Source organism: Micromonospora nigra, assembly GCF_900091585.1.
In the GTDB taxonomy this organism is placed as follows: domain Bacteria; phylum Actinomycetota; class Actinomycetes; order Mycobacteriales; family Micromonosporaceae; genus Micromonospora; species Micromonospora nigra.
On sequence record NZ_FMHT01000003.1, the window covers coordinates 672,418 to 692,221 of the forward strand.

Annotated in this window: 11 protein-coding genes and 1 pseudogene; 2 read left to right on the top strand and 10 right to left on the bottom strand. The window is 70.4% G+C overall.

The genetic code is table 11. The annotated features are described in order from the left end of the window. Positions 1-300: 300 nt before the first annotated feature. A complete protein-coding gene (locus GA0070616_RS02580) occupies positions 301-1,884 on the bottom strand; it encodes an FAD-dependent monooxygenase (protein WP_091075632.1) in 1,584 nt (527 codons plus the stop codon). Positions 1,885-2,067: 183 nt separating this feature from the next. Beyond that, entirely contained in the window at positions 2,068-2,229 is a 162-nt protein-coding gene (locus GA0070616_RS27940; protein WP_175439964.1) for a hypothetical protein, read from the bottom strand. 120 nt (positions 2,230-2,349) lie between these two features. On the opposite strand from GA0070616_RS27940, the gene GA0070616_RS02585 reads away from it, so the two are divergent. Both GA0070616_RS02585 and GA0070616_RS02590 read left to right on the top strand, forming a co-directional pair. Beyond that, the gene (locus tag GA0070616_RS02585) at positions 2,350-3,237 is read left to right on the top strand and encodes an NAD(P)H-binding protein (RefSeq protein WP_091075636.1); all 888 of its coding nucleotides are present in this window, start codon (positions 2,350-2,352) and stop codon (positions 3,235-3,237) included. A gap of 420 nt (positions 3,238-3,657) precedes the next feature. Further along, a complete protein-coding gene (locus tag GA0070616_RS02590; RefSeq protein WP_091075639.1) occupies positions 3,658-4,095 on the top strand; it encodes a VOC family protein in 438 nt (145 codons plus the stop codon). Positions 4,096-4,244: 149 nt separating this feature from the next. Here the strand turns inward: GA0070616_RS02590 and GA0070616_RS02595 are convergent, their stop codons facing one another. The 8 genes and pseudogenes from GA0070616_RS02595 to GA0070616_RS02625 form a co-directional block, all read right to left on the bottom strand. Continuing rightward, positions 4,245-5,819, bottom strand: a complete 1,575-nt coding sequence (locus GA0070616_RS02595; protein WP_091075642.1) for an MFS transporter — start codon at positions 5,817-5,819, stop codon at positions 4,245-4,247. A gap of 73 nt (positions 5,820-5,892) precedes the next feature. Next, positions 5,893-6,678 carry a thioesterase II family protein gene (locus GA0070616_RS02600; RefSeq protein WP_091075646.1) on the bottom strand — a complete coding sequence of 262 codons (786 nt, stop codon included), beginning with the start codon at positions 6,676-6,678 and terminating at the stop codon, positions 5,893-5,895. Beyond that, on the bottom strand, positions 6,650-7,789 hold the full coding sequence (locus GA0070616_RS02605) for a class II histone deacetylase (RefSeq protein ID WP_091075649.1): 1,140 nt from the start codon (positions 7,787-7,789) through the stop codon (positions 6,650-6,652). The genes GA0070616_RS02600 and GA0070616_RS02605 overlap by 29 nt, the downstream gene beginning before the upstream one ends. Before the next feature lie 124 nt (positions 7,790-7,913). Beyond that, positions 7,914-8,216 (bottom strand): DnaD domain-containing protein, encoded by a 303-nt coding sequence (locus GA0070616_RS02610; RefSeq protein ID WP_091075653.1) that lies wholly within the window; start codon positions 8,214-8,216, stop codon positions 7,914-7,916. A gap of 43 nt (positions 8,217-8,259) precedes the next feature. Next, positions 8,260-10,359 (bottom strand): aminotransferase class I/II-fold pyridoxal phosphate-dependent enzyme, encoded by a 2,100-nt coding sequence (locus tag GA0070616_RS29385; protein ID WP_425412981.1) that lies wholly within the window; start codon positions 10,357-10,359, stop codon positions 8,260-8,262. A 66-nt stretch (positions 10,360-10,425) separates the two neighbouring features. Next, positions 10,426-12,303 (bottom strand): annotated as a pseudogene (locus GA0070616_RS29390) (SDR family NAD(P)-dependent oxidoreductase); the annotation flags it as partial. Then, positions 12,300-13,421 carry a DNA alkylation repair protein gene (locus GA0070616_RS02620; protein WP_091075660.1) on the bottom strand — a complete coding sequence of 374 codons (1,122 nt, stop codon included), beginning with the start codon at positions 13,419-13,421 and terminating at the stop codon, positions 12,300-12,302. The pseudogene GA0070616_RS29390 and the gene GA0070616_RS02620, both read right to left, overlap by 4 nt. After that, positions 13,421-19,801, bottom strand: coding sequence for a type I polyketide synthase (locus tag GA0070616_RS02625; RefSeq protein ID WP_245712929.1), 6,381 nt, complete (start codon positions 19,799-19,801; stop codon positions 13,421-13,423). The genes GA0070616_RS02620 and GA0070616_RS02625 overlap by 1 nt, the downstream gene beginning before the upstream one ends. Between the last annotated feature and the right edge of the window lie 3 nt (positions 19,802-19,804).

The following is a 19,804-nucleotide window of genomic DNA, read 5'->3' on the forward strand; positions in this document are numbered from 1 at the left end:
ACCGACCATCTCGACCGCGGTGTCGGCAGTGGTGGTCACGAATCCCTCCCATCGCGTTCGAATGCCTGAGTCCGCATGGTTGGGCGGACGGACAATTGTCCCGGTCGGACGATAGCCAAAGAATGAGCTGCCCGCATCCCCCCGATTGATAGTTCGCGGCATCACGGCATCACGGCATTGCGATACCGGCGGGATTCGCGCCGACACGAATCCCGCCGATATAGAGAATCATTATGGTAAATGGCATGGGCTGAGCGTCAGCACCGGGACCGTCAGGTCCACCCAAGCAGCGGACGCGGGTCACACCTGGTCGACCAACTCCCCGCGCTCACCCTCACCCCACACCTCCGGCTCGGCAGGGCCGGCAGGGCCGGCAGGGCCGGCAGGGCCGAACCAGGTGGTGAGCGCGGATGTGAGAGCCGTGAGGTCGGGGACCTCCCCGACGGAAGTGATCCAGGCGGTGTGTCCATCGGGGCGGATGAGGACCGCTTCGGGCGAGGGGAGCCCGCCGTCGGTAACGGCCACGGGCAGCCGACCGCGGCAGCGGGCGTCGACGATGTCGACGCGGTCGCTCCATCCCGTGGTGGCGGCTGTCAGCTCGGCGAGAAGACGCACGTCGTCGCTCAGGTTGAGCAGAACCGGTCTCGCGGTGTGCAGCAGGTTGAACAACCTGGTGTCACCGTCGGGCAGGCTCAGGTCGAGGTCGGGAAACCGGCGGCCGAGCCACGGACACCCGTCGCCGAGCGGGTAGCGGATGTCCAGCGCGCTGATCATGCCGGCGAGCATCTGGTTCACCTCGTCGATGGCAACGAGGTCGGCGAACACGTCACGGAGGGCGTCCGCATGCGCGCCGGGACGGGCCAGCGCAGTCTGCGCGCGAGTGTTCTGCAGCACCTGGGTGGCGACGGCGGAGCGCTCGCTGTGATAAGTGTCGAGCAGGTCGTCCGACACGTGGCCGTTGACCACCGCGGCGAGTTTCCAACCGAGATTCACCGCGTCCTGCATGCCCACGTTCATGCCCTGGCCGCCGGCCGGGAAGTGGACGTGTGCGGCGTCGCCCGCGAGCAGCACCCGGCCGAGCCTGAACCGGTCGGCCTGCCGTGCGGCGTCACCGAAGCTCGAGAGCCAGCGCGGGCTGTGCATGCCGAAGTCCGTGCCGGCAATTCGCATCGTCGAGTCCCGCAACCGCTCGAGCGTCATGGGTTCGTCCCGGGCGATCACCAGGTCGTACTCGGTGGTGAACACCCGGTACCAGCCAGGTTCGTGGCCCAGCACCGAGACGTTGCCCTTCTCTCCCGCCACGACCGTCGGCCCGTCCGGCGGTTCCGTCAGCTCAACGTCACCGAGCATGGCGGTCAGCGTCGCCGGGGTGCCGGGGAAGCCGATTCCCGCGAGTTTGCGGACCGTGCTGCGTCCCCCGTCACAGCCCACCAGGTAGTCGGCCAGCATGGTCGACACCGATCCGTCCGGCCGCCGAACGTCGATGGCCACACTGCTGTCGTCCTGGCGCACTCCGACCACTTCCGACGACCAGCACACCTGCACGCCGAGTTCGGCGAGCCGTTGGTCGAGCAGCGCTTCGGTCCTGGTCTGCAACAGCATCAGCGAGAACGGATAGCGCGTCTCGAGCCGGGTGAGGTCCAGCCGCTGCTTGGCGAAGAGCCCGCTCGGCATCGGTCTGCCCGCAGCGATGAACGGCTCGACGATCCCCCGCTGGTCCAGCACTTCCAGTGTGCGGACGTGCATGCCCGCGGCACGTGACTCGCCGGAGCGGCCGGCGAGCCGGTCCAGCACCGTCACCTCGACCCCACTCAGCCGCAGTTCGCAGGCCAGCATCAGTCCTGTCGGTCCGGCACCCGCGATCACCACATTGGGCTTCGACATTCTTCTCTCCACAAGTTCCTGAGGGCCAGGGAACCACTGTGTAACAGACATTGACGGACCTGAGCATCCCCTCAAGCATTAGTCCCACAGGATCCTGGCCTACGCGATCGGCGACGACTCCGGGCGGCCGCCCACTCCCGGCGCGGATCAAACAGGATGAAATCGACGACACAGGCGCATCCATCAGGCCATCGGCAGGAAATCGTCCAGATCGTCGCCGCAGTCGCGACGGACATCGGCAAACCGGCACAGCTTCAGGATCTTCCGCTCGGTGAGGCCAACCGGATATAGTCGCTGCGGTCGATGGATGCCATCCCAGTGAGGATCGGCGGCGTCCAGGAACACCTCTGCACCACGGTCGGGTGAGGGCCGAGATGACGAACGACGTCGATTGGCCTCACAGGTCGCCCACCGCGGACGTCAACCGGTGGGTGGAGGAGCAGGATCAAGCCACGTGGGGGAACCATGACGATCTTGGTAACTGGCGCGACCGGCAACGTCGGTCGTAACGTCGTAGACCTCCTGCTGCGGGCCGGAGCGGACGTACGGGCGACCTCCCGCAATCCCGAGACGCTCGACCTGCCGGCGGAGGTTGACGCCCGCAGAGCGGATCTCACCGACCCGAAGACGTTCCAGCAGGCGCTTCAGGGCGTGGACAAGATGTTCCTCTACAACCAGCCGGCTGGCATTGAAGGGGTCCTGGAGGCCGCGAAGGCCGCCGGCGTCAGGTACGTCGTGCTCCTGTCCTCCCTGGCCGCCGCCGGCCGGGATCCGGACCACTGGATCGCCCGGTGGCACCGGGCGACGGAGCATGCGATCGAGCAGTCCGGCTTGTCCTGGACGTTCGTGCGTCCGGGCGCGTTCGCCGCGAACTCCCTCCTGTGGGCTGGTTCCGTCAAGCAGGGCCGGCCGGTGCGGCTTCACTACGCGCACTCCTACCTGTCCTCGATCCATGAGCGGGACATTGCCGAGGTGAGCACCTGCGCCCTGCTCCAGGAAGGCCACGACGGGGCCAAGTACCACATAACCGGCGGTGACAGCATCACTCAGGCCGAGCAACTTGCCCTCATCGGCCAGGCGATCGGCCGTGAGTTGGCTTTCGAGGACATCACGGGCGATGAGACACGCGCCGAGCTACGCGCGCTCTTCGAGCCTCGCCTGCAGGAGTTGATCCGGGACGGGGTCATCAGCCCGGCAGACAAGCCGGGGATCATCGAGACCAGGATCCGCTACTACGAGGAGGCTCTCGACGGGCCTGAGGACATCGACCCCACCGTCGAGAAGGTTCTTGGCAAGCCGGCGCGGACCTTCGCCGAGTGGGCGGTGGACCACAAGGCGGACTTCACGAACTGACACCCGCGCCGAGGTCCGTTTCGACGATTCGGACACGTGAGCGGTCCTGCGCCCGGCACGCCGGGGCGACCGGGATTGTGGCGCTTTCCGTGTTCCGGCCTGTGGTGTGATCACCAGAGGCGGATGACGGCCGGCGGTCAGCGGCCGTACCGCATCGTGCCGGCGCGAGTCCGCAGGCCGTGCCCACGGCGGCGGACCTGGCGGTGCCAGAGTGCCCCCGCGACCCGATTCTGGGTCAGCTCGAAACATCTCGGCGCCACCCTGAATACGATGAACGTTCGTGATTCGCATTTCATCGAGATGTGTTCACTTACGGGGAAACGCGACACGGCCGCCACTCGGATGCCCGCCTTGACGCTTTCCGTTCCTGTGCCCACTTAGCATGGTCGCGTCTTGACGTTTCCAAGCACAGGATCACAGATGACGCAACATGAGAGCCTTTCGTCCACTCTGTCGAGCTTCTATCCGGTCATCTGCACCAACAAGCTCGCCGAATCGGCCAAGTTCTATACCGAGCTGTTCGGATTCGAACAGACCTTCGGAGCTGACTGGTACGTGAGCCTGCGTCGACCCACACCGCCGAACTACGAGTTGGCGCTGCTCGACGCCACGCACCCGACGATGCCGGCCGACTATCGCCGCCCCGTGCGGGGAATGCTGCTCAACTTCGAGGTGACCGATGTCGACGCCGAGTACGCCCGGCTGGTCACCAGGGCGGGTCTGCCACCGGTGCTCGACCTGCGCAGTGAGGATTTCGGCCAGCGCCATTTCATCATCGCCGATCCCAGCGGGGTGCTCGTGGACGTCATCACCCCGATCCCGCCCTCGCCGGAGTTCGCCGCCGCCTTCGCGGCATAGTCCCCGCCCCGATCGGTTCCGGCACGGCGAGCGCTGACGGAGCCGCAGAACCGGAACGCCCGCGCACACCCGCCGACGACAGCGGCGGGTGTGCGCGGGGCGAAGCCGTCCGGCGACCGGGTAGCCGGCGGCGACCCCGGAGGCGGCGCCTAGCGGACGGCGCCCTCGGTCTGCGCGGGCATCTTCTCTTCGCTCCCGTCCGCGGGCTGCTCGTCCCGCGACGCACGGTCCCGGACCGCCGCCACGACCAGGACCGCGAGCAGCACGGTCACGGTGGCACTGATCGCACCCACCGTGTTCAGACCCCCGGTGAAGGCGTCCCGCGCCGAGGTCAGCAGCGCGGAAGCAAGATCACCGGGGAGTTGCGCCGCCCTTGACACCGCGGCGGTGAGGGTCTCCTCCGCGGCGGTGGCGTCTCCGGTGAATCCGTCGGGCACGGTGATCTGGGACCGGTACACGGCGGTGCCGATGCTGCCCAGCACCGCGACCCCCAGGGCCATGCCGAGTTCGGTGCTGGTCTCGGAGATCGCCGACGCGGAGCCGGCCTGCTCGGGCGGCGCCGACCCCACCACCATGTCGGTGCCCAGAGCGATCAGCGGCCCGCCACCGGCGTAGACGAGCGCGAAACCGGTCACCAGCTGCGCCAGCCCGTCCGTGCTACCCACGGTCGCGAGCATGAAGTGACCGACCGCCGAGACAACCAGGCCGACCGCCACCACGGACGCCGGGCGGAACCGCTGGGCGAGCACCGGGGCGAGCATCGACGTGATGATCAGCGCGATGGCGGCCGGCAACAGCCAGAGCCCGGCGCGCATCGGCGACAGGCCCGAGACGAGTTGCAGGTACTGCGTGACGAAGAGGTAGGTCCCACCGGCGATGAGCATGCTGAACAGCATCGCCGTGAGCATGACGGTGAACCGGCGGATGCGGAACAGGCGCACGTCCATCAGGGGGTCGGCGAGGACCCGCTGCCGCCGCACGAAGGTCACGCCGACGACCAGGCCCACCACGACCGCCAGGATGGACAGCGGGCTGGGGCCCTCCTTGGCCAACTCCTTGATGCCCCAGATGACCGGCAGGATGGCGGCCAGGGACAGCGCCACGCTCGCCAGATCGATCCTGCCCGCCCGCTCGGCGCGGTACTCCGGGAGCAGCCGTGGCCCGGCGACCAGGAGCAGCAGCATGATCGGCACGCCGAGCAGGAAGACCGAACCCCACCAGAAGAACTCCAGGAAGAGCCCACCGACGACCGGGCCGAGCGCGATGCCGACGGAGAACATGGTGACCCACACCGCGATGGCGAGTCCGCGTTGCTGCGGGTCGCGGAACATGTTGCTGATCAGCGCCAGGGTGGAGGGCATCAGGGTGGCACCGGCGACGCCCAGGGCGGCGCGCGCGGCGATCAGCGCGACCGGATCCGTGGCGTACGCGGCGAACACCGAGGCGACTCCGAACGCGGCGGCGCCGATCAGCAGCAGTCGCCGCCTGCCGATCCGATCCCCCAGGGTGCCCATCGCCACCAGGAAACCGGCGATCATGAAGCCGTAGATGTCGATGATCCACAGCATCTGGGAGGCACTCGGGGAAAGATCTTCACCGATGTGTGGAACCGCGAGGTGAAGCACGCTCACATCGATCGACAACAGAAGCGTCGGGAGAGCCAGGATGGCGAGTCCCAGCCATTCGCGCAGCCCGGCCCGAGGCTCGACGGTGGTGTTCAACATCAGTCCTTTCGGGTTGGTGCGAACCGGATCCCGTGCCGCGGGTCGGTTCGGTGTCCGTGTGAGGGTCAGAGCATTATCTTCGAGGGGTACGACAGTTCCGCGGAAGCCGCCCCGACAGAACCCGAAGAGTCTCCAAATGTTGCGCGACAGTCGCCGCGACGGCTGGTTCGTACAGGTAGAAGTGGCCGCCGGTGAACATCAGCCGGTGGAACGCACCGGTGGTCTCCAACGACCACAGATGCAGCCGGTCGGCGACCACGACCGGATCGTCGTGCGCACCCAGCGACAGGATCGGCACATCCGTTCCCGACAATGGCCGGCGGTAGGTCTCCATCGCCTCGAGGTCCGCCCGCACCGCCGCGAGGACCAGTCGGACGAAGTCCGGGCGGTCGGTCCACTCCGGCGCCATCCCGCCGATCTCCAGCAGGTGCGCCAACAGGTCGGCGTCACTGTGGAGATGCGCGAACGGCGGCTCGCTGGGAAAGCTGGGCGGTTGCCGCGCGGAAACGACCAGCAGCCGGGGCGGCCGGCCCCGCCGTTCCATCGCCCTGGTCAACTCGTAGCCGAGCACGCTGCCGAAGCTGTGACCGACGACGACGTACGGTGCCGGGTCGAGGTCGGCGACCGCCCGAGCCAGACCGTCGACGAGAGGGTCGACCTGACGCAACGACGGCTCGTCGACCCGTCGGCCCCGGCCGGGCAGCTGACCGACCAGCAGTTCGACGTCCTCGGGCAGCACCGACCGCCAGGGCCGGAAGGCGGTCGGCCAGCCCCCGGCATGCGGCAGCGCGATGATCCGCAGCCGGGGTCGACGCCCCCCGGACGGCGGCTCACCGAGCCTGATCAGCCAGTCGACCATCGTGGTCCCTCGTGCTGTTGAGCAGCGGATGGTGGGCGGCAAGGTGCTCGATCACCCGTGTCTGGTGCGGCCTGAGGCGTTGCCCGGGCAGATGTTCCAGCGAGTGCAGAAACGGGTCCTGCGGCTCCGGCAGGCCGGCGATCGCACTCACGGTCGCCAGGATCAGCATCGGCTGGTACCAGGCCGAGTAGCCGCCCTCGTGGGCGAAGACGATCCGCCCCGCGGCCAGCTCGTCGGCCAGGTGGCACAGCCGCGTGGTCATGGCGTGGAAGGTCCGGCTGGTGCACATCATCCGACCCATCGGGTCGTGCCCCCCGGCGTCGACTCCCGCCGCGACCAGGATCAGTTCCGGGGCGAAGGTCCGCGCCGCCGGTGTCACGACCCGGTCGACCACGGCGAGGTACGCCTCGTGCCCGCACCCCGCGGGCAACGGCACGTTCAGGGTCGCGCCGGTGCCGGCGCCGACGCCGGTCTCACCCACCAGACCGGACGCCGGGGGGAACAGTCCCTCCTGGTGGATGGAGACGTACAGCACGTCGGGATCCTCGTAGAAGGTGCGCTGGATGCCGTTGCCGTGGTGCACGTCCCAGTCGACGACCAGGATGCGGCGTACTCCGGCCCGCTGGGCGGCTCGCGCGGCGACCGCCACGTTGTTGTACAGGCACAACGCCATCGCCCGGTCCGGCTCCGCGTGATGCCCGGGCGGGCGGACCAGGCAGTACGCCCGGTCGGCCCACCCGTCCAGCACAGCTTCGGTGGCCTGCACGCACGCGCCCACCGCCAACCGTGCCGCCTGGGCGCTGTGGTAGTTGACGTGCGCGTACACGCCGGCGTCGCCCGATCCGAGCGCCGACGCGGCCTCGACCCGCCCGATGTGCTCGGGGGTGTGCACGAGCATCAGGTCCTCGTCCGTCGCCGGCGTCGGCGTGACCGGGGTGAAGCGGTCCATCACGCCGGAGGCCTTGACCAGTCCCTCGGCCCGACGCAGGTCCGGATCCACGGCGAACTGGCGCAGCGGCTCGATGCCCGGCCCGACCGGCAGGTAGCCCGATCCGGAGCCCGGATCGTGCCAGAAGCAGATCTCGTGGCTGTACCACGCGAGATTCGGCATGCTGTTCACGTCCTCGTCGATTGTCGGTGACGTACGACGTCGGGGTGCGGAACGGTGCGGTGTCCACACTCCCGCCCGTGCGGGTGCGCTCCCGGCGACGGGAGCGCACCCGGCTGTCGGATCCTCAGGCGAGCACGCCCATCGGCAGTTCCGTCCCGGCGGCCCGGACGATCTGTCGGTGGTGGTGCTCCAGGTCCTCGCGGGAGGTCCGCTTGGTCCGCAGCACCATGTCCAGCCAGCTCAGGACCTGCTCGGCCTCGGCCGAGGTGAGGGGTCGGCCCCCCACCTCCTTCTCGAACTCCCGGATCCGGGCAACGGGCGCCAGCACCCCTTCGGCGTACTCGGCGCGGTCGTCGTTGTGGTTGGGGGTGCAGGCCACGGCCTTCAGGACCGCCCCGAAGAACGCCGCCGTGTTGATCTCGCTCACGATCGCCTCCTGAACAGTTCGGTTGGTGGTTGGACGGGGTTCGTCAGCCGATCAGGCCGACCTGGCGTCCGGCCTTCTCGAGAATCGCGACGGCCTCGTCGAGGTCGCCGTCGGTGTGACTGAGGTTCACGATGGTCCGCAGCCGGGGCAGCGCCTTCGGCACGGTGGGGTAGACGATCGGTTGCACGAACAGGCCGTCCTGCTGGCACAGTCGGGCCATCGCCTGTGCCTGTTCCGCGCTGGCGCAGTAGATCGGCACCACCGGCGTCGTGCTGACCCGGGTGTCGAAGCCGAGCTGGTGCAGCTTCTGCCGGTAGCGGTCGGTGCGGGCGCGGAGCTCATCCGGAAGGTGGCTGGCCACGGTCATCACCTCGAACGCCGCCTTGGCCGCCGCCACCTGCGCCGGGGTTGCCGCCGCGGAGAACATCCAGCCGCGCGCGTTGTTCTTCAGCGCGAAGATCAGATCGCTGGACCCGGCGACGTAGCCGCCGGCACTCGGCACCGTCTTGGACAGCGTCCCCATCTTCACCGGCACCCGCGCGGGGTCCAGGCCGAAGTGCTCGATGATGCCGCGACCGGTCGCGCCCAGCACACCCAGACTGTGCGCCTCGTCGACCATCAACATCGCGTCGTGGCGTTCACACAGCTCGACGATCCCCGGCAGGTCGGCGACGTCGCCGTCCATGCTGAAGACGGCGTCGGTGACGACGAGCCGACCGGCGCCCTCGGTACGGCGCAGCGCCCGTTCCAGATCGGCCAGGTCGTTGTGCGCGTAGGTCACGACGTTCGCGCCGGACAGCCGGTAGCCGTCCAGGATGCTCGCGTGGTTGTAGACGTCGCCGATGATCACGTCGTCCGGGCCGACCAGGGCGCCGACGGTCGCCACGTTGGCGATGTACCCGCTGGAGAAGACGACGGCGTCCTCGGTGCCGAGGAACCGGGCGATCGTCAGTTCCAACTCGCGGTGCAGTTGCAGTGTCCCGGCGAGCAGTCGCACCCCGTGCGCGCCGGTGCCGTACCGCTCGACGGCGCGGTGCGCCTGGGCGTCGATGTAGTCGTGTCCGATGAGGCCCAGGTAGCTGTAGGACGCCAGGTTGAGGAACCACCGGCCGTCGAACCTGATCCAGGCCCCCTTCGCGTCCTCGACGACCGGCTCGTAGAAGTAGTCGTCGCGGGCGATGATCTCGCGGTCCTCGGCGGAGAGGGCGTCGATGCGACGGTCGACGAACGACCCGTCGGGCAGATCGTGGAGACGGCCGGGCAGCGTCCGGCGGGGAATCCGACCGGTCGACCGGAGCGTGTCACCGGTGGACGCTCGCATCGGTGCGTGCGGTGCCGGCGACGGTGACGTTCCGGAGCCCGACGGGTACGCCGGTGCCTCCGTGGCCGGAGCGAACCGTGCCACCGGAGCGGAGGACGGTGCGGGCCGGGCCGGCGACGGCGGGACCGGGGCGGAGCGCGGCGCGGACGGCGTCCCACCCCGGGCGGGCGAGCCCGGCACGGGCGTCGGGACGGCAGTCCCGCCGGACACCGGCTCGGTCCCCGTCGTGACGCTACGGAAGCGGTCCCAGTCGACGACCGACGAGGCCTGGGTGCGGGGCGCGGCGACGGACGGGGAGGGGACCGGTTCCGGCGTACGGGGCGTGCCGCCTGGGCTGGTCGTTCCGGCGAGGAGCGCTGCCGCCGGGCTGGCGGCCACCGGTGGGGTCGAGGGCTGCCGGCTGGCCGGTGGTCCGGCGGTCGGCTCGGTTCCCCCGGCCGGGATGCTGTCCAGGTGGCGCAGCAGGGCGTCGAGTCCGGGATTGTCGAACAACACCATCGGGTCGACGTCCAGACCGTGCTTGGCCAACGCGGCGGTCACCTCGACCGCCATCATCGAGTCCAGCCCCAGATCCAGCAGGTTGTCGTCGGGAGACACGTCCTTGACGTGCAGGATGTTCCTGAGGATGTCCGCAAGCGGTTCCCACAGGTGGCTTGCCGGTACCACAACAGTCATCTGATCGTCCTTCGGGATCGAAGCGGCGGACAGGACATAGTTGGCGGGACTCAGGTGCAACGTCTCCTGGAGCAGGTCGATGCCGTCGGCAGCCGTGAGGGCCGGTATCCCCCGGGCGCTCGCACCGGCCGCGACGCCTTCGCCCATGCCGACCGCCCACAGACCCCAGTTGAGGCTGTACCACGACTCGCCCTCGGCGCGTCTGCGGGCGGCGTAGCCGTCCAGGTAGGCGTTGGCTGTCGCGTACGAACTCTGCCCGAGGTTTCCGTGCACGGCGGCGACGGAGGAGAAGAGCACGACGAACCCCGGCCGGGCGTCGCGGGGTAGTGCTTCGTCGAGAGCGTGGACACCGGCGATCTTCGGAGCGAAGACCTCGTCGATCCGGTCGGGTGACAGCGAGCGCAGCAGGCCGTCGCGCAGCACCCCGGCGGCGTGGAACACACCGTCGAACGCGGGGGTGCCGCGCAGCACCTCCGACAGTTCCCGCACGTCGGCCCGGACGACCGCGAGGTCGCAGGTCGCGGCGAGCCGGTCGAGCCGCTCCCGGGCCTCGCCGCCGTCGGGAACGGTACGGCCCACGAGGGTCAGGTGTGCGCAGCCCTGCCGGGCCAGGAACTCCGCGACGTGCAGCCCGATGCCGCCCATGCCCCCGATGACGAGGAACCGTCCACCGCCGTTCGGCACCCGGTCCGGGCCGGCGGACACCGCGGTGAGCGACGGCGCGTACCACGATCCGTTCCGCCAGGCCAGTTCCGGCTCGGCGTGACGGAACCCGGCCGGTGGCACCCCGTCGTCGACGTCGACCAGCCGGACGCGGGCGCGCGGATACTCGACCCGGAGCGTCCGCACCAGTCCCCACAGCGCCGTCTGGAACGGCTCCACCCGCTCCTGCCCGGTCACCTGGTGCGCCACCGTGGTGACGACGGTGAGGTCGGGCATGGGTGGCCGGGCCGCGAGCTGGCGCAGCATGGCGAAGACGCGGTGCAGATCGTCGATCACCCGGGCCCCGTCGCGGGAATCGCGTGCCGCGACGTACACGACCTCACCGGGAGCGGTGCCGCCGAGCACGTCGGCGACGCGCTCGGTGCTCAGCTCGTCCGGTGCGAGACGGAGCACCGTCCGCCCCGCGGCATCGACAGGGTCGCGGGACACGACCAGAGTGGTCCCGTCGGCCGGCGGTGGCTCGGGGGTCGGCTGGACGGCACGCCACATCGGCGTGCGGATCGAACCGGCCCGGCGGACGGCGGTCGGCGCCGCCGCCGACGGCGCCGACCACCCGACCGGTCGGGGCGGCGGCACCGGGTTCGCCCGGCTGCTCGGGCTCTTGAGGGCGATCCGGTCCAGTTCCAACAACACCTCGCCCTGCTGGTTGCACAGGGTGGCCCGGCCCCGTACCAGAGCGTCGCCCCGCTGGTCCGGGTCGGTCCGCTCGATCAGCGCCCAGACCGTTCCCGAGATGCGACGCCGGGCCACCAGCCGTCCCACGTACCAGGGCAGGCATGCTCCCGCGGCGCCCTCGTCCAGCGCCCCGAGACACTGGAACACACCGTCCAGCAGCGGCGCCGGCACGAACGAGGACCGCTGCGGGCTCTCCGGTGCCCGCATCAGCGCCACCATCCGGTCCGGTCCCCGGTACGCCGCGCGGATCACCTGGTAGGTCGGGCCGTAGTCGATGCCGGTCGTACGCCGCCAGTCGGCCAACGCGGCGAGGGGCAACTCCTCGTCGCAGCCGGCCCGCAGCCGTGCCAGGTCCAGGTAGTGCGGAACCGGCAGCGGGCTGCCGGTGACCTGCGCCTGGCTGTGCGTCACCTGGTCGGCGCCCTCGGGGTCACCTGGTGCGCCGGTACGGGAGCTGACAGTGCACACGCCGCCGTCGGTGACGGTCGTCTCGACGTCGATCGGCGCACGCACCGTCAGCGGGGAGAGGAAGGTGACCCGGTCGAGCTGCCAGCGCCACCCGGGCCGGCCGGTGTCGCAGGCGACGAGCATGGCGTCGATCTGCGCGGCGGCCGGCAGCACCGGCACGCCGCTGATCCGGTGGTCACCGGCCACCGGGTCGGCGGGGGTGATCTGTTGCCGGAGCGTGGTCATGACAGCAGGTCAAACGTGTCGGTGGCCTTCACCAGGCCGTTGACCTGGATGTCGACGCGGTGCTCACCCGGGTAGTAGCGGCGGGTGTTGATCTCCCGCACGGGGTGGGCCTTCTCGATCATCCTCCGCTCCCCCGCGACCAGGTCGACCCTGGCGAGCTTGAACACCTTGGGGATGGTGCGCCCGTTGCCCCGCACGTGGTGCACCACGTAGTCGACCGTCACGCTGTGCGGCCGTCGATCGGTGTTCGTCACGTCGAGCCGCAGCATGACCGTCTCGCCGACCCGCACCGAACGGGGCGAGCACCGCAGCGCGGACACCTCGACGTGTTCCCCGCCAGTGGCGCCGAGCAGACTGAGGGCCTCCTGGTTGCCCTTCTTGACCAGGGTGCGCAGGCCGTGCCGGACGATCCAGGCGGTCTGCGGGGTGGGGCTCTCCCGCAGCCAGCGGCGGGCGGTGTCCAGGGCGATCGCCGGGGAGTCCTTGGAGATGTCGTTGAGGTTGTTGGCGACGGACTTGCGGACGTACTCCGAGGGGTCGCTACGCAGCGGTTCCAGGATCTCCAGCACCGGTTGCGGGTCCGCGACGAACCGGGTGAGCGTCCGTGCCCAGGGCAGGCGGGGGCGGACGCCCTCGCTGGCCAGACGCCGCACGTTGAGACTCGGGTCGAGGGCCCAGGCCCCGATCCGCTTCATCGTGAGGTCGTAGTGCTCCTCGATGAACGGCCGGATCGCGTACTCGCCCGTGTGGCGCTTGGTGATCTCCTCCAGCGCGTCGAGCGACGCGTCCGGATGCTCCAGGCCGTACTCCTCGACGAACCGGGCCACCGGCATGAGGTACCAGCTGGTGTTGAACATCCCGTCGCCCTCACCGAGCTCGTCGCCGAGGATCGACACGAGCACCTCGACGGCGTCGACGTAACGCTCGGGCAACCGGCTGCGCATCTCCTCGGCCAGGATCAGGACCCGGTCCTTGAGTTCCTTGCCGGGGATCCGTCGGTCGACGGCCTCGGCGTAGCCGTCGATGTCGAACCCCGGCAGAACGGTTCGGATCTTCCCGCCGAGGAGCCGGGCGGCCTCGCCGGTGAAGTGACGCTTCAGCCCGTACTCGCTGGACATCACACTCGACCTTTCTTCAGCAGCATCCCGGGGTGGGACGCCGGACGGTGGTGGAACTGGTGCGCGGGCGGCCCGGTCTCCTGGGCCGCGGGAGCAGGCACCGGATCGACTCCGGTCGGTTCCGGCGAGATCCAGAACCGCTCCCGTTCGAAGGGGTAGGTGGGGATGGTGGTGGTGCGGTGCCCGCGTTGGTGGTGCAGAGCGGGCCAGGTCAGGTCGGTGTGGCCCTGGTTGTAGTAGTCGACGAGGTTGTCGTGGAGTTGACGCTGGTCGGTGTGACCCCGACGCAGGGTGTGCAGCCAGGTCAGACCCGCCTCGGGAAGAACCTGACGACTGATCGGGACCAGGACCGGATGCGGACCGATCTCCCAGAACACCTCCGCACCACCCTCACGCACCAACCGCACCGCCTCGGCATACCGCACCGGCCGACGGATCCCCTCGGCCCACACCCGCGGATCAGTCACCGACTCCCCGGTGTGCCAACCACCCGTGATCGTCGACGCGAACGGCATCCCCGGCGCCCGCAACACACCACCGGCCACCGCCTCCGCGAACACCGGCACCGCCGCACTCATCGCCTCCGAATGAAACGCGTGACTGACCGTCAACCGCTGCCCACGCCCCACCGCCCGACAGAACCCGTCCACCGCCTCGACCCCACCGGCAACCGTCACATTCGACGGCCCGTTGTAAGCCGCGACCTCCACCCCCGGATGCTCCACCAACAACCGATGCACCACATCAACATCGGCATTCACCACCGCCATCGCCCCACCCGACGGCTGCGCCTGCATCGCCTGCGCCCGCGCCCGCGTCAACCGCATCAACTCCGGCAGGTCACACACCCCCGCCGCCCACGCCGCCGTCAACTCCCCCACACTGTGACCCGCCACCACCTGCGGACCCACACCCCACGACCCCAACAACCGCACCAACCCGACCTGCACCGCAACAATCGCCACCTGCGCAAACCCGGTCTGCCCCAACACCTGCGCCGGCGCATCACACAACAACCCCGGCAACGACCACCCATCCAACGAACCCAACAAACCCGCACACTCATCAATAGCCTCACGGAACACCGGCTCCGCGGCATACAACCCCGCACCCATCCCCGGATACTGCGAACCCTGCCCCGTGAACAAGAACCCCGTCACCGGCCCCCGACCGGCCAACCGACCAATCGGCCGATCCCCCGACGCCACCCGCCGCAACCCCGCAGCCAACTCATCACCATCAGCACCCGCCACCGCAACCCGGAACCGATGCACCGCCCGACCCACATTCGCCGTGAACGCCACATCCCCCACCTGCGCCCCCGACACCCCCACCAACCGATCCGCATAAGCCCCCGCCAACACCCGCACCGCATCCTCCGACGCCGCGGACACCCGCACCACAAAACTGTCCTGCCCCACCACCGGCGCCCGCCCCACCACCGGCGCCTCCTCCACCACCACATGGGCATTAACCCCACCCATACCAAACGCCGACACCGCACCCCGACGAACCCGCCCACCCCGAGGCCACAACACCGGCCGATCCACCACAAAGAACGGCGACTCCTCAAACCGAATATGATCATTCGGCCGCACCACATGCAACGTCGGAGGAATCACCCCGTTCTCCAACGCCAACACCACCTTCACCACACCAGCCAAACCCGCAGCCGGCTCCAAATGACCCACATTCGACTTCAACGAACCAATCCCACAAAACTGCACCCGATCCGTGAACACCCGCCACGCCCGAGACAACCCCTCCACCTCAATCGGATCCCCCAAACCCGTCCCCGTCCCATGCGCCTCCACCATCTGAATCCCCACCGGATCCACACCCGCATCCCGCAACGCCGCACCCACAACCTCCGCCTGGCCCTTCGGGCTCGGGGCCGAGTAGCGAGTGGTACGCCCGCCGTGGTTGACCGCGACGCCCTTCACCACCGCCCGAACCCGATCGCCGTCACGGACCGCGTCGGCACTGCGCCGCAGGACCACCGCAACGGCCCCCTCCCCGGGCACGAAGCCGTCCGCCGACGCGTCGAAGGCACGGCACCGGTGACGGGGGGACAAGGCCCGCAGATCCCGCATCGACTGGAAGTACTCGGGGCTGATGGCGGCGTGCACGCCACCGATCACCGCCGTGTCGATGTCACCCGAGCGCAGGTGTTGTACCGCCGAGTGCAGGGCGACCAGCGACGAGGAGCACAGGGTGTTCACCACCAGGCTCGGCCCCTGCCAGTCCATCAGGTGCGACAGCCGGTTCGGGATCATCGCCTCCAGGCCGAGGCCCCGCCCGGAGGAGACGCCGTGGCGGGCCCGCTCCTCGTGGTAGTGGTCGTGGCTGTAGGCGATCCAGAGGCCGGTGCGGCTGCCGGCGCCCCGGTCACCGAGACGGCCGGCGTCCTCCAGGGCCTGCCAGATCGTCTCGTACACGATCCGGGCCTGGGGGTCGATCAGCGGCGCCTCCCGCGCGGAGATCCGGAACGGCGCGGGGTCGAACTGGTCGACCTGCTCCAGGAAGGACGCCTGCGTACCATCGTGGTCCGGCTGGCTCCACCGCTGTGCGGGCACCGGACCGACGGTGTCGCGTCCCTCCATCAGCAGCGACCAGAACTCGTCGAGACTGCCGGCGGTCGGCACCCGCACGGCGGCACCGACGATGGCGATGTCACGCGGGGATGACTCGGGGTTCGGGGCGTCGGCGGTGGCGGTCGCCACCGGTGCATCGGTCCGGGCCACCTCGGGTCCCGGCTCCCGGCCGCCGGTCCGCGTCGTCACCGGCCCACCGTTCTCGGTCGCCGCACCGGCCGGCCTCGTCGGACCCGCCGGTTCCGGCGGCGTCACCGGATCGGCGGTCGCCGCCGATCCGGGCGGCGCCTCCGGGTCCGCGCTCCGCGCCGGTGACACCGTCGCGGCAGCCTCCGCGGCCTCTCCGGCGGGTGACCCGGACGGCCAGGTCAGCGTGGCGACGAACTCGGGCTCCTCCCGGGCGAGATGGTCGGCGAAGCTGCGCGGGGTGGGGTACTCGAAGAACACCGTCGGGTACAGCGAGAGCCCGTGCTCCCGGGAAAGCCGGTCACTCAGTCCGACCAGGCTGATCGAGTCCAGCCCGGCGGAGAGGAACTCGGTGTCGGCATGGTCGTCACTGATGCCCGCCTCGGCCAGGAACCAGGTGAGCACCGGCACGGCGGGCGCGGTACGGGCCGCCGGTGCCGGCCGATCGGCCGGTGCCGCCGCCTCCCCGGTGCGGGACGGGGGCGCATCGGCGGTCACGGCGGGCGGCACCGCACGGTCGACGGCCGGCACCATGAGATCGGCGGCCGGCACCACGCGGTCGGCGGGCGGCACCACGAGATCGGCGGGCGGCACCACGCGGTCGACGGGCGGCACCGGCACGGCCGGGAGGTCAGGCCCCGCCGAGGACTGCACCTCGACGGTCCGCTTGCCCTCGAAGGCCCGTGCCGGCACCCGCTTCGAGGAGATGTCCCCGAAGACGAACAGCACGTTCCCGGAGGCGTCGGTGACCACCTGGGTGACCCGGCAGGCCTCCTCGTTCCAGAACGCGACGGTGGTCCGCACGAACGCCGCGTCGTCCAGGGACCCGAAGACCCCGACCCGATCCACCGACAGCGGAATGAACGCGGACGCGTCGTCGGTGCCGAAGACCGGGTTGTCGGGGTCGATCGCGGCGATGGTCACGCTGTCCAGCAGGCCCGGGAAGAGGCTGACGTCCGCCGGGTTCATCGCCCGCTGCCGGCCGCCCTCGATCCGGGCGAGCGTGCCGCCACCGGCCAGACTCGCCACCCAGGAGATGTTGCGGTAGTAGCGACCGTGGTGGTAGCCGATGCGGCGCAACCACCGGTAGACACCCGACCCGGAGTGGATTCGGGAGCAGGTCTCCAGCAGGGCGGTCACCGGCACCGGTGCCGGCGCGGGTTCGGCGTCGCGGATGAACCGGCCGGTCACGAACGCGCCGTCGGTGTCCTCGACGGTGAACAATGCGTCGCCGTCGACCCGGCACACCACCCGGCGCGCGCCGTCGGGGATCAGCGGACGGTGGAACAGCAGGTCTCGTACGCCGTGGAACCGGTCGCCGCGCGCCTCGACGCCGCGGCGCAGGAAGTCGAACCACCCCACTCCGGGCAGCATGGCGGTGCGGTACACGGAGTGCTGGGCGATGGGCACCTCGCCCGGCCCGAACAGGCGGGAGAAGACGTAACCGGCGGCGCCGTCGTCGGAGTCCAGCATCACCGGTCCCCCGGGCTCCGGCGAGCGCATCGGCTCCCGCAGGTCCAGCGAGGTACCACGTAGCTGGGCCACCGGCAGCAGCTGCTTCGTCCAGGCCACGTCGCCCTGGAAGCGACTCCAGTCGATGTCCTGCCCGGATTCGTGCAGCTCGGCGACGATCGAGGCGAGGACACCCGCCACCGCCGGTACGTCGGTGACGCCGGCCAGCCGGTCGCAGACGTCCACCGCACCGGCGAGGTCCTCGGCCGGCGCTCCCTCGTCGGCACCGACGACGGCGGCGAGTGCCTGCTCCAGGGGCACCCGTCCGTACGCGAAGTCGAGCAGCGGCGCCCACGCTTCGGGTAGCCGCACGGCGGTTTCGGGCACACCGCGTTCCCGCAGGGCCACGGTCAGGGCGATGCCGGAGCAGATGCCGACCAGCCGGCCGGAGAAGTCCACGAGTTGGCAGCCGACCGCGTCCTCGAACCGGGTCACGATCTCCCGGACCGCCGGGGTCGACCGGTCGACGGCCAACAGCCATGCGGGCGGGCGGGGGGCGTCAACGGGACGGATCGCGGCCGGCACCGGGCGGGACCGGGTCGCGTCGGCGGGGGCGGCGCGGAGCAGCCTGGCCCGCAGGGCCGTCACGAGCGCGTCGGCGTCGTGGCCGGCCACCGCGATCCGGGCGGCACGGTGGGGTCGTGCCAGGCGGGCCGTGGCGCAGACGTCGCCGAGCCGGTCCGCAGCCGACGGCAGGAACTCCACCCACTGGGCGACGAGTTCCCGCAGCCCGTCCGGGCTGTCCGCGGAGAGCGGCAGCACCTGCGGGACCAGCTCCGCCGGGCCGGTCGGGTCGGCCGCCACCGGCACCGCCTCGGCTACGACGTGTCCGTTGGTGCCGCCGAAGCCGAACCCGCTCACCGCGGCCCGCCGCACCGGCGCCGCCGGCCACGCACGGGCGTCGGCCGGCAGGTAGAAGGGGCTCCGGTCGAGCTTGAGCCGGGGGTTGGGCGCCTCGACCGGAGTGCCGGGGAGCAGCCCCTCCCGCAGACAGGTGATGATCTTCGCGAGACCCGCGAGGCCCGCGGCGGAGTGCAGGTGCCCGATGCGGCGTTTGACGGACCCGAGCGCCACCGAGCCGGGCACGACGCCCCGCTGGGCGAAGACCTCGGTCAGGGCACGCACCTCGATCGGGTCACCGATCGCGGTGCCGGTGCCGTGCGCCTCGACGTACTGGACGGTGCCGGGATCGACCCTGTCGTACGCCTTGGTCATCAGCTCGATCTGGGCGTCGAGGCTGGGCGTGGTCACCCCCATCGTGCGGCCGTCGTTGTTCACCACGGCCTCGGTGATCGCGCCCAGGATCAGGTCGCCGTCAGCGACGGCCGCGGCCATCGGCTTGAGCACCAGCGCCGCCGCGCCCTCACCGGGTACGTAGCCGTTGGCCCGCTCGTCGAAGGTCTTGCACAGGCCCTCCGGCGACAGCGCCCCGTTACGGGAGAGCAGGACGAAGGTCAGCGGGTCGATCAGCAGGTCGACCGCGCCCACCACCGCCGTCGAGCAGGCCCCCGCGGCCAGGCTCTGGCAGGCCAGCCAGACCGCGGTCAACGACGACGAGCAGGCGGTGTCCACCACGAGGCTCGGACCGGACAGGTCGAACCGGTCCGACAGCCACGCCGCGATGAAGTTCTGCGACCGTCCCCAGAGGGCGGCCGGCGTCGGCCGGTCCGTGTCGGTCGGCGGGGTGGGCGTCAGCCCTCGGCCGTGGTCGAAGCCGTAGGAGTTCATCCGGGCACCGACGAACACGCCGATGTCCTGCCTGCGGTCGCGGGCCAGGTAGCCGGCGTCCTCCAGGGCGCGGGCGCCGACCTCCAGCATCATCCGCTGCTGCGGGTCGAGCAGGACGGCCTCGTCGGCGCTCAGCCCGAACGCCTCGTGGTCGAAGGAGAACGGGTCCTGGAGGAACCCGCCACGGTGGTGGGTGCCCTGGTGGTCACCGTCGCCGAGGTACAGCCCGCGGGCCCAACGGCCGGCCGGCACCTCGTCGACCTCGACCGAGTCGTTGCGGAGCATCCAGCTCAGGTCGACCGCGTCTTCGGCGCCAGGCAGCCGCACGGCCATGCCGATCACTGCGATCCGGCGGTCCATCTC

Bases quoted from the DNA above. Each gene is read 5' to 3' on its own strand.
- GA0070616_RS02580 (WP_091075632.1), bottom strand. From the start codon at position 1,884: ATGTCGAAGCCCAATGTGGTGATCGCGGGTGCCGGACCGACAGGACTG.
- GA0070616_RS02585 (WP_091075636.1), top strand. From the start codon at position 2,350: ATGACGATCTTGGTAACTGGCGCGACCGGCAACGTCGGTCGTAACGTC.
- GA0070616_RS02590 (WP_091075639.1), top strand. From the start codon at position 3,658: ATGACGCAACATGAGAGCCTTTCGTCCACTCTGTCGAGCTTCTATCCG.
- GA0070616_RS02595 (WP_091075642.1), bottom strand. From the start codon at position 5,819: ATGTTGAACACCACCGTCGAGCCTCGGGCCGGGCTGCGCGAATGGCTG.
- GA0070616_RS02600 (WP_091075646.1), bottom strand. From the start codon at position 6,678: ATGGTCGACTGGCTGATCAGGCTCGGTGAGCCGCCGTCCGGGGGGCGT.
- GA0070616_RS02605 (WP_091075649.1), bottom strand. From the start codon at position 7,789: ATGCCGAATCTCGCGTGGTACAGCCACGAGATCTGCTTCTGGCACGAT.
- GA0070616_RS29385 (WP_425412981.1), bottom strand. From the start codon at position 10,359: ATGGGCGAAGGCGTCGCGGCCGGTGCGAGCGCCCGGGGGATACCGGCC.
- GA0070616_RS02620 (WP_091075660.1), bottom strand. From the start codon at position 13,421: ATGTCCAGCGAGTACGGGCTGAAGCGTCACTTCACCGGCGAGGCCGCC.
- GA0070616_RS02625 (WP_245712929.1), bottom strand. From the start codon at position 19,801: ATGGACCGCCGGATCGCAGTGATCGGCATGGCCGTGCGGCTGCCTGGC.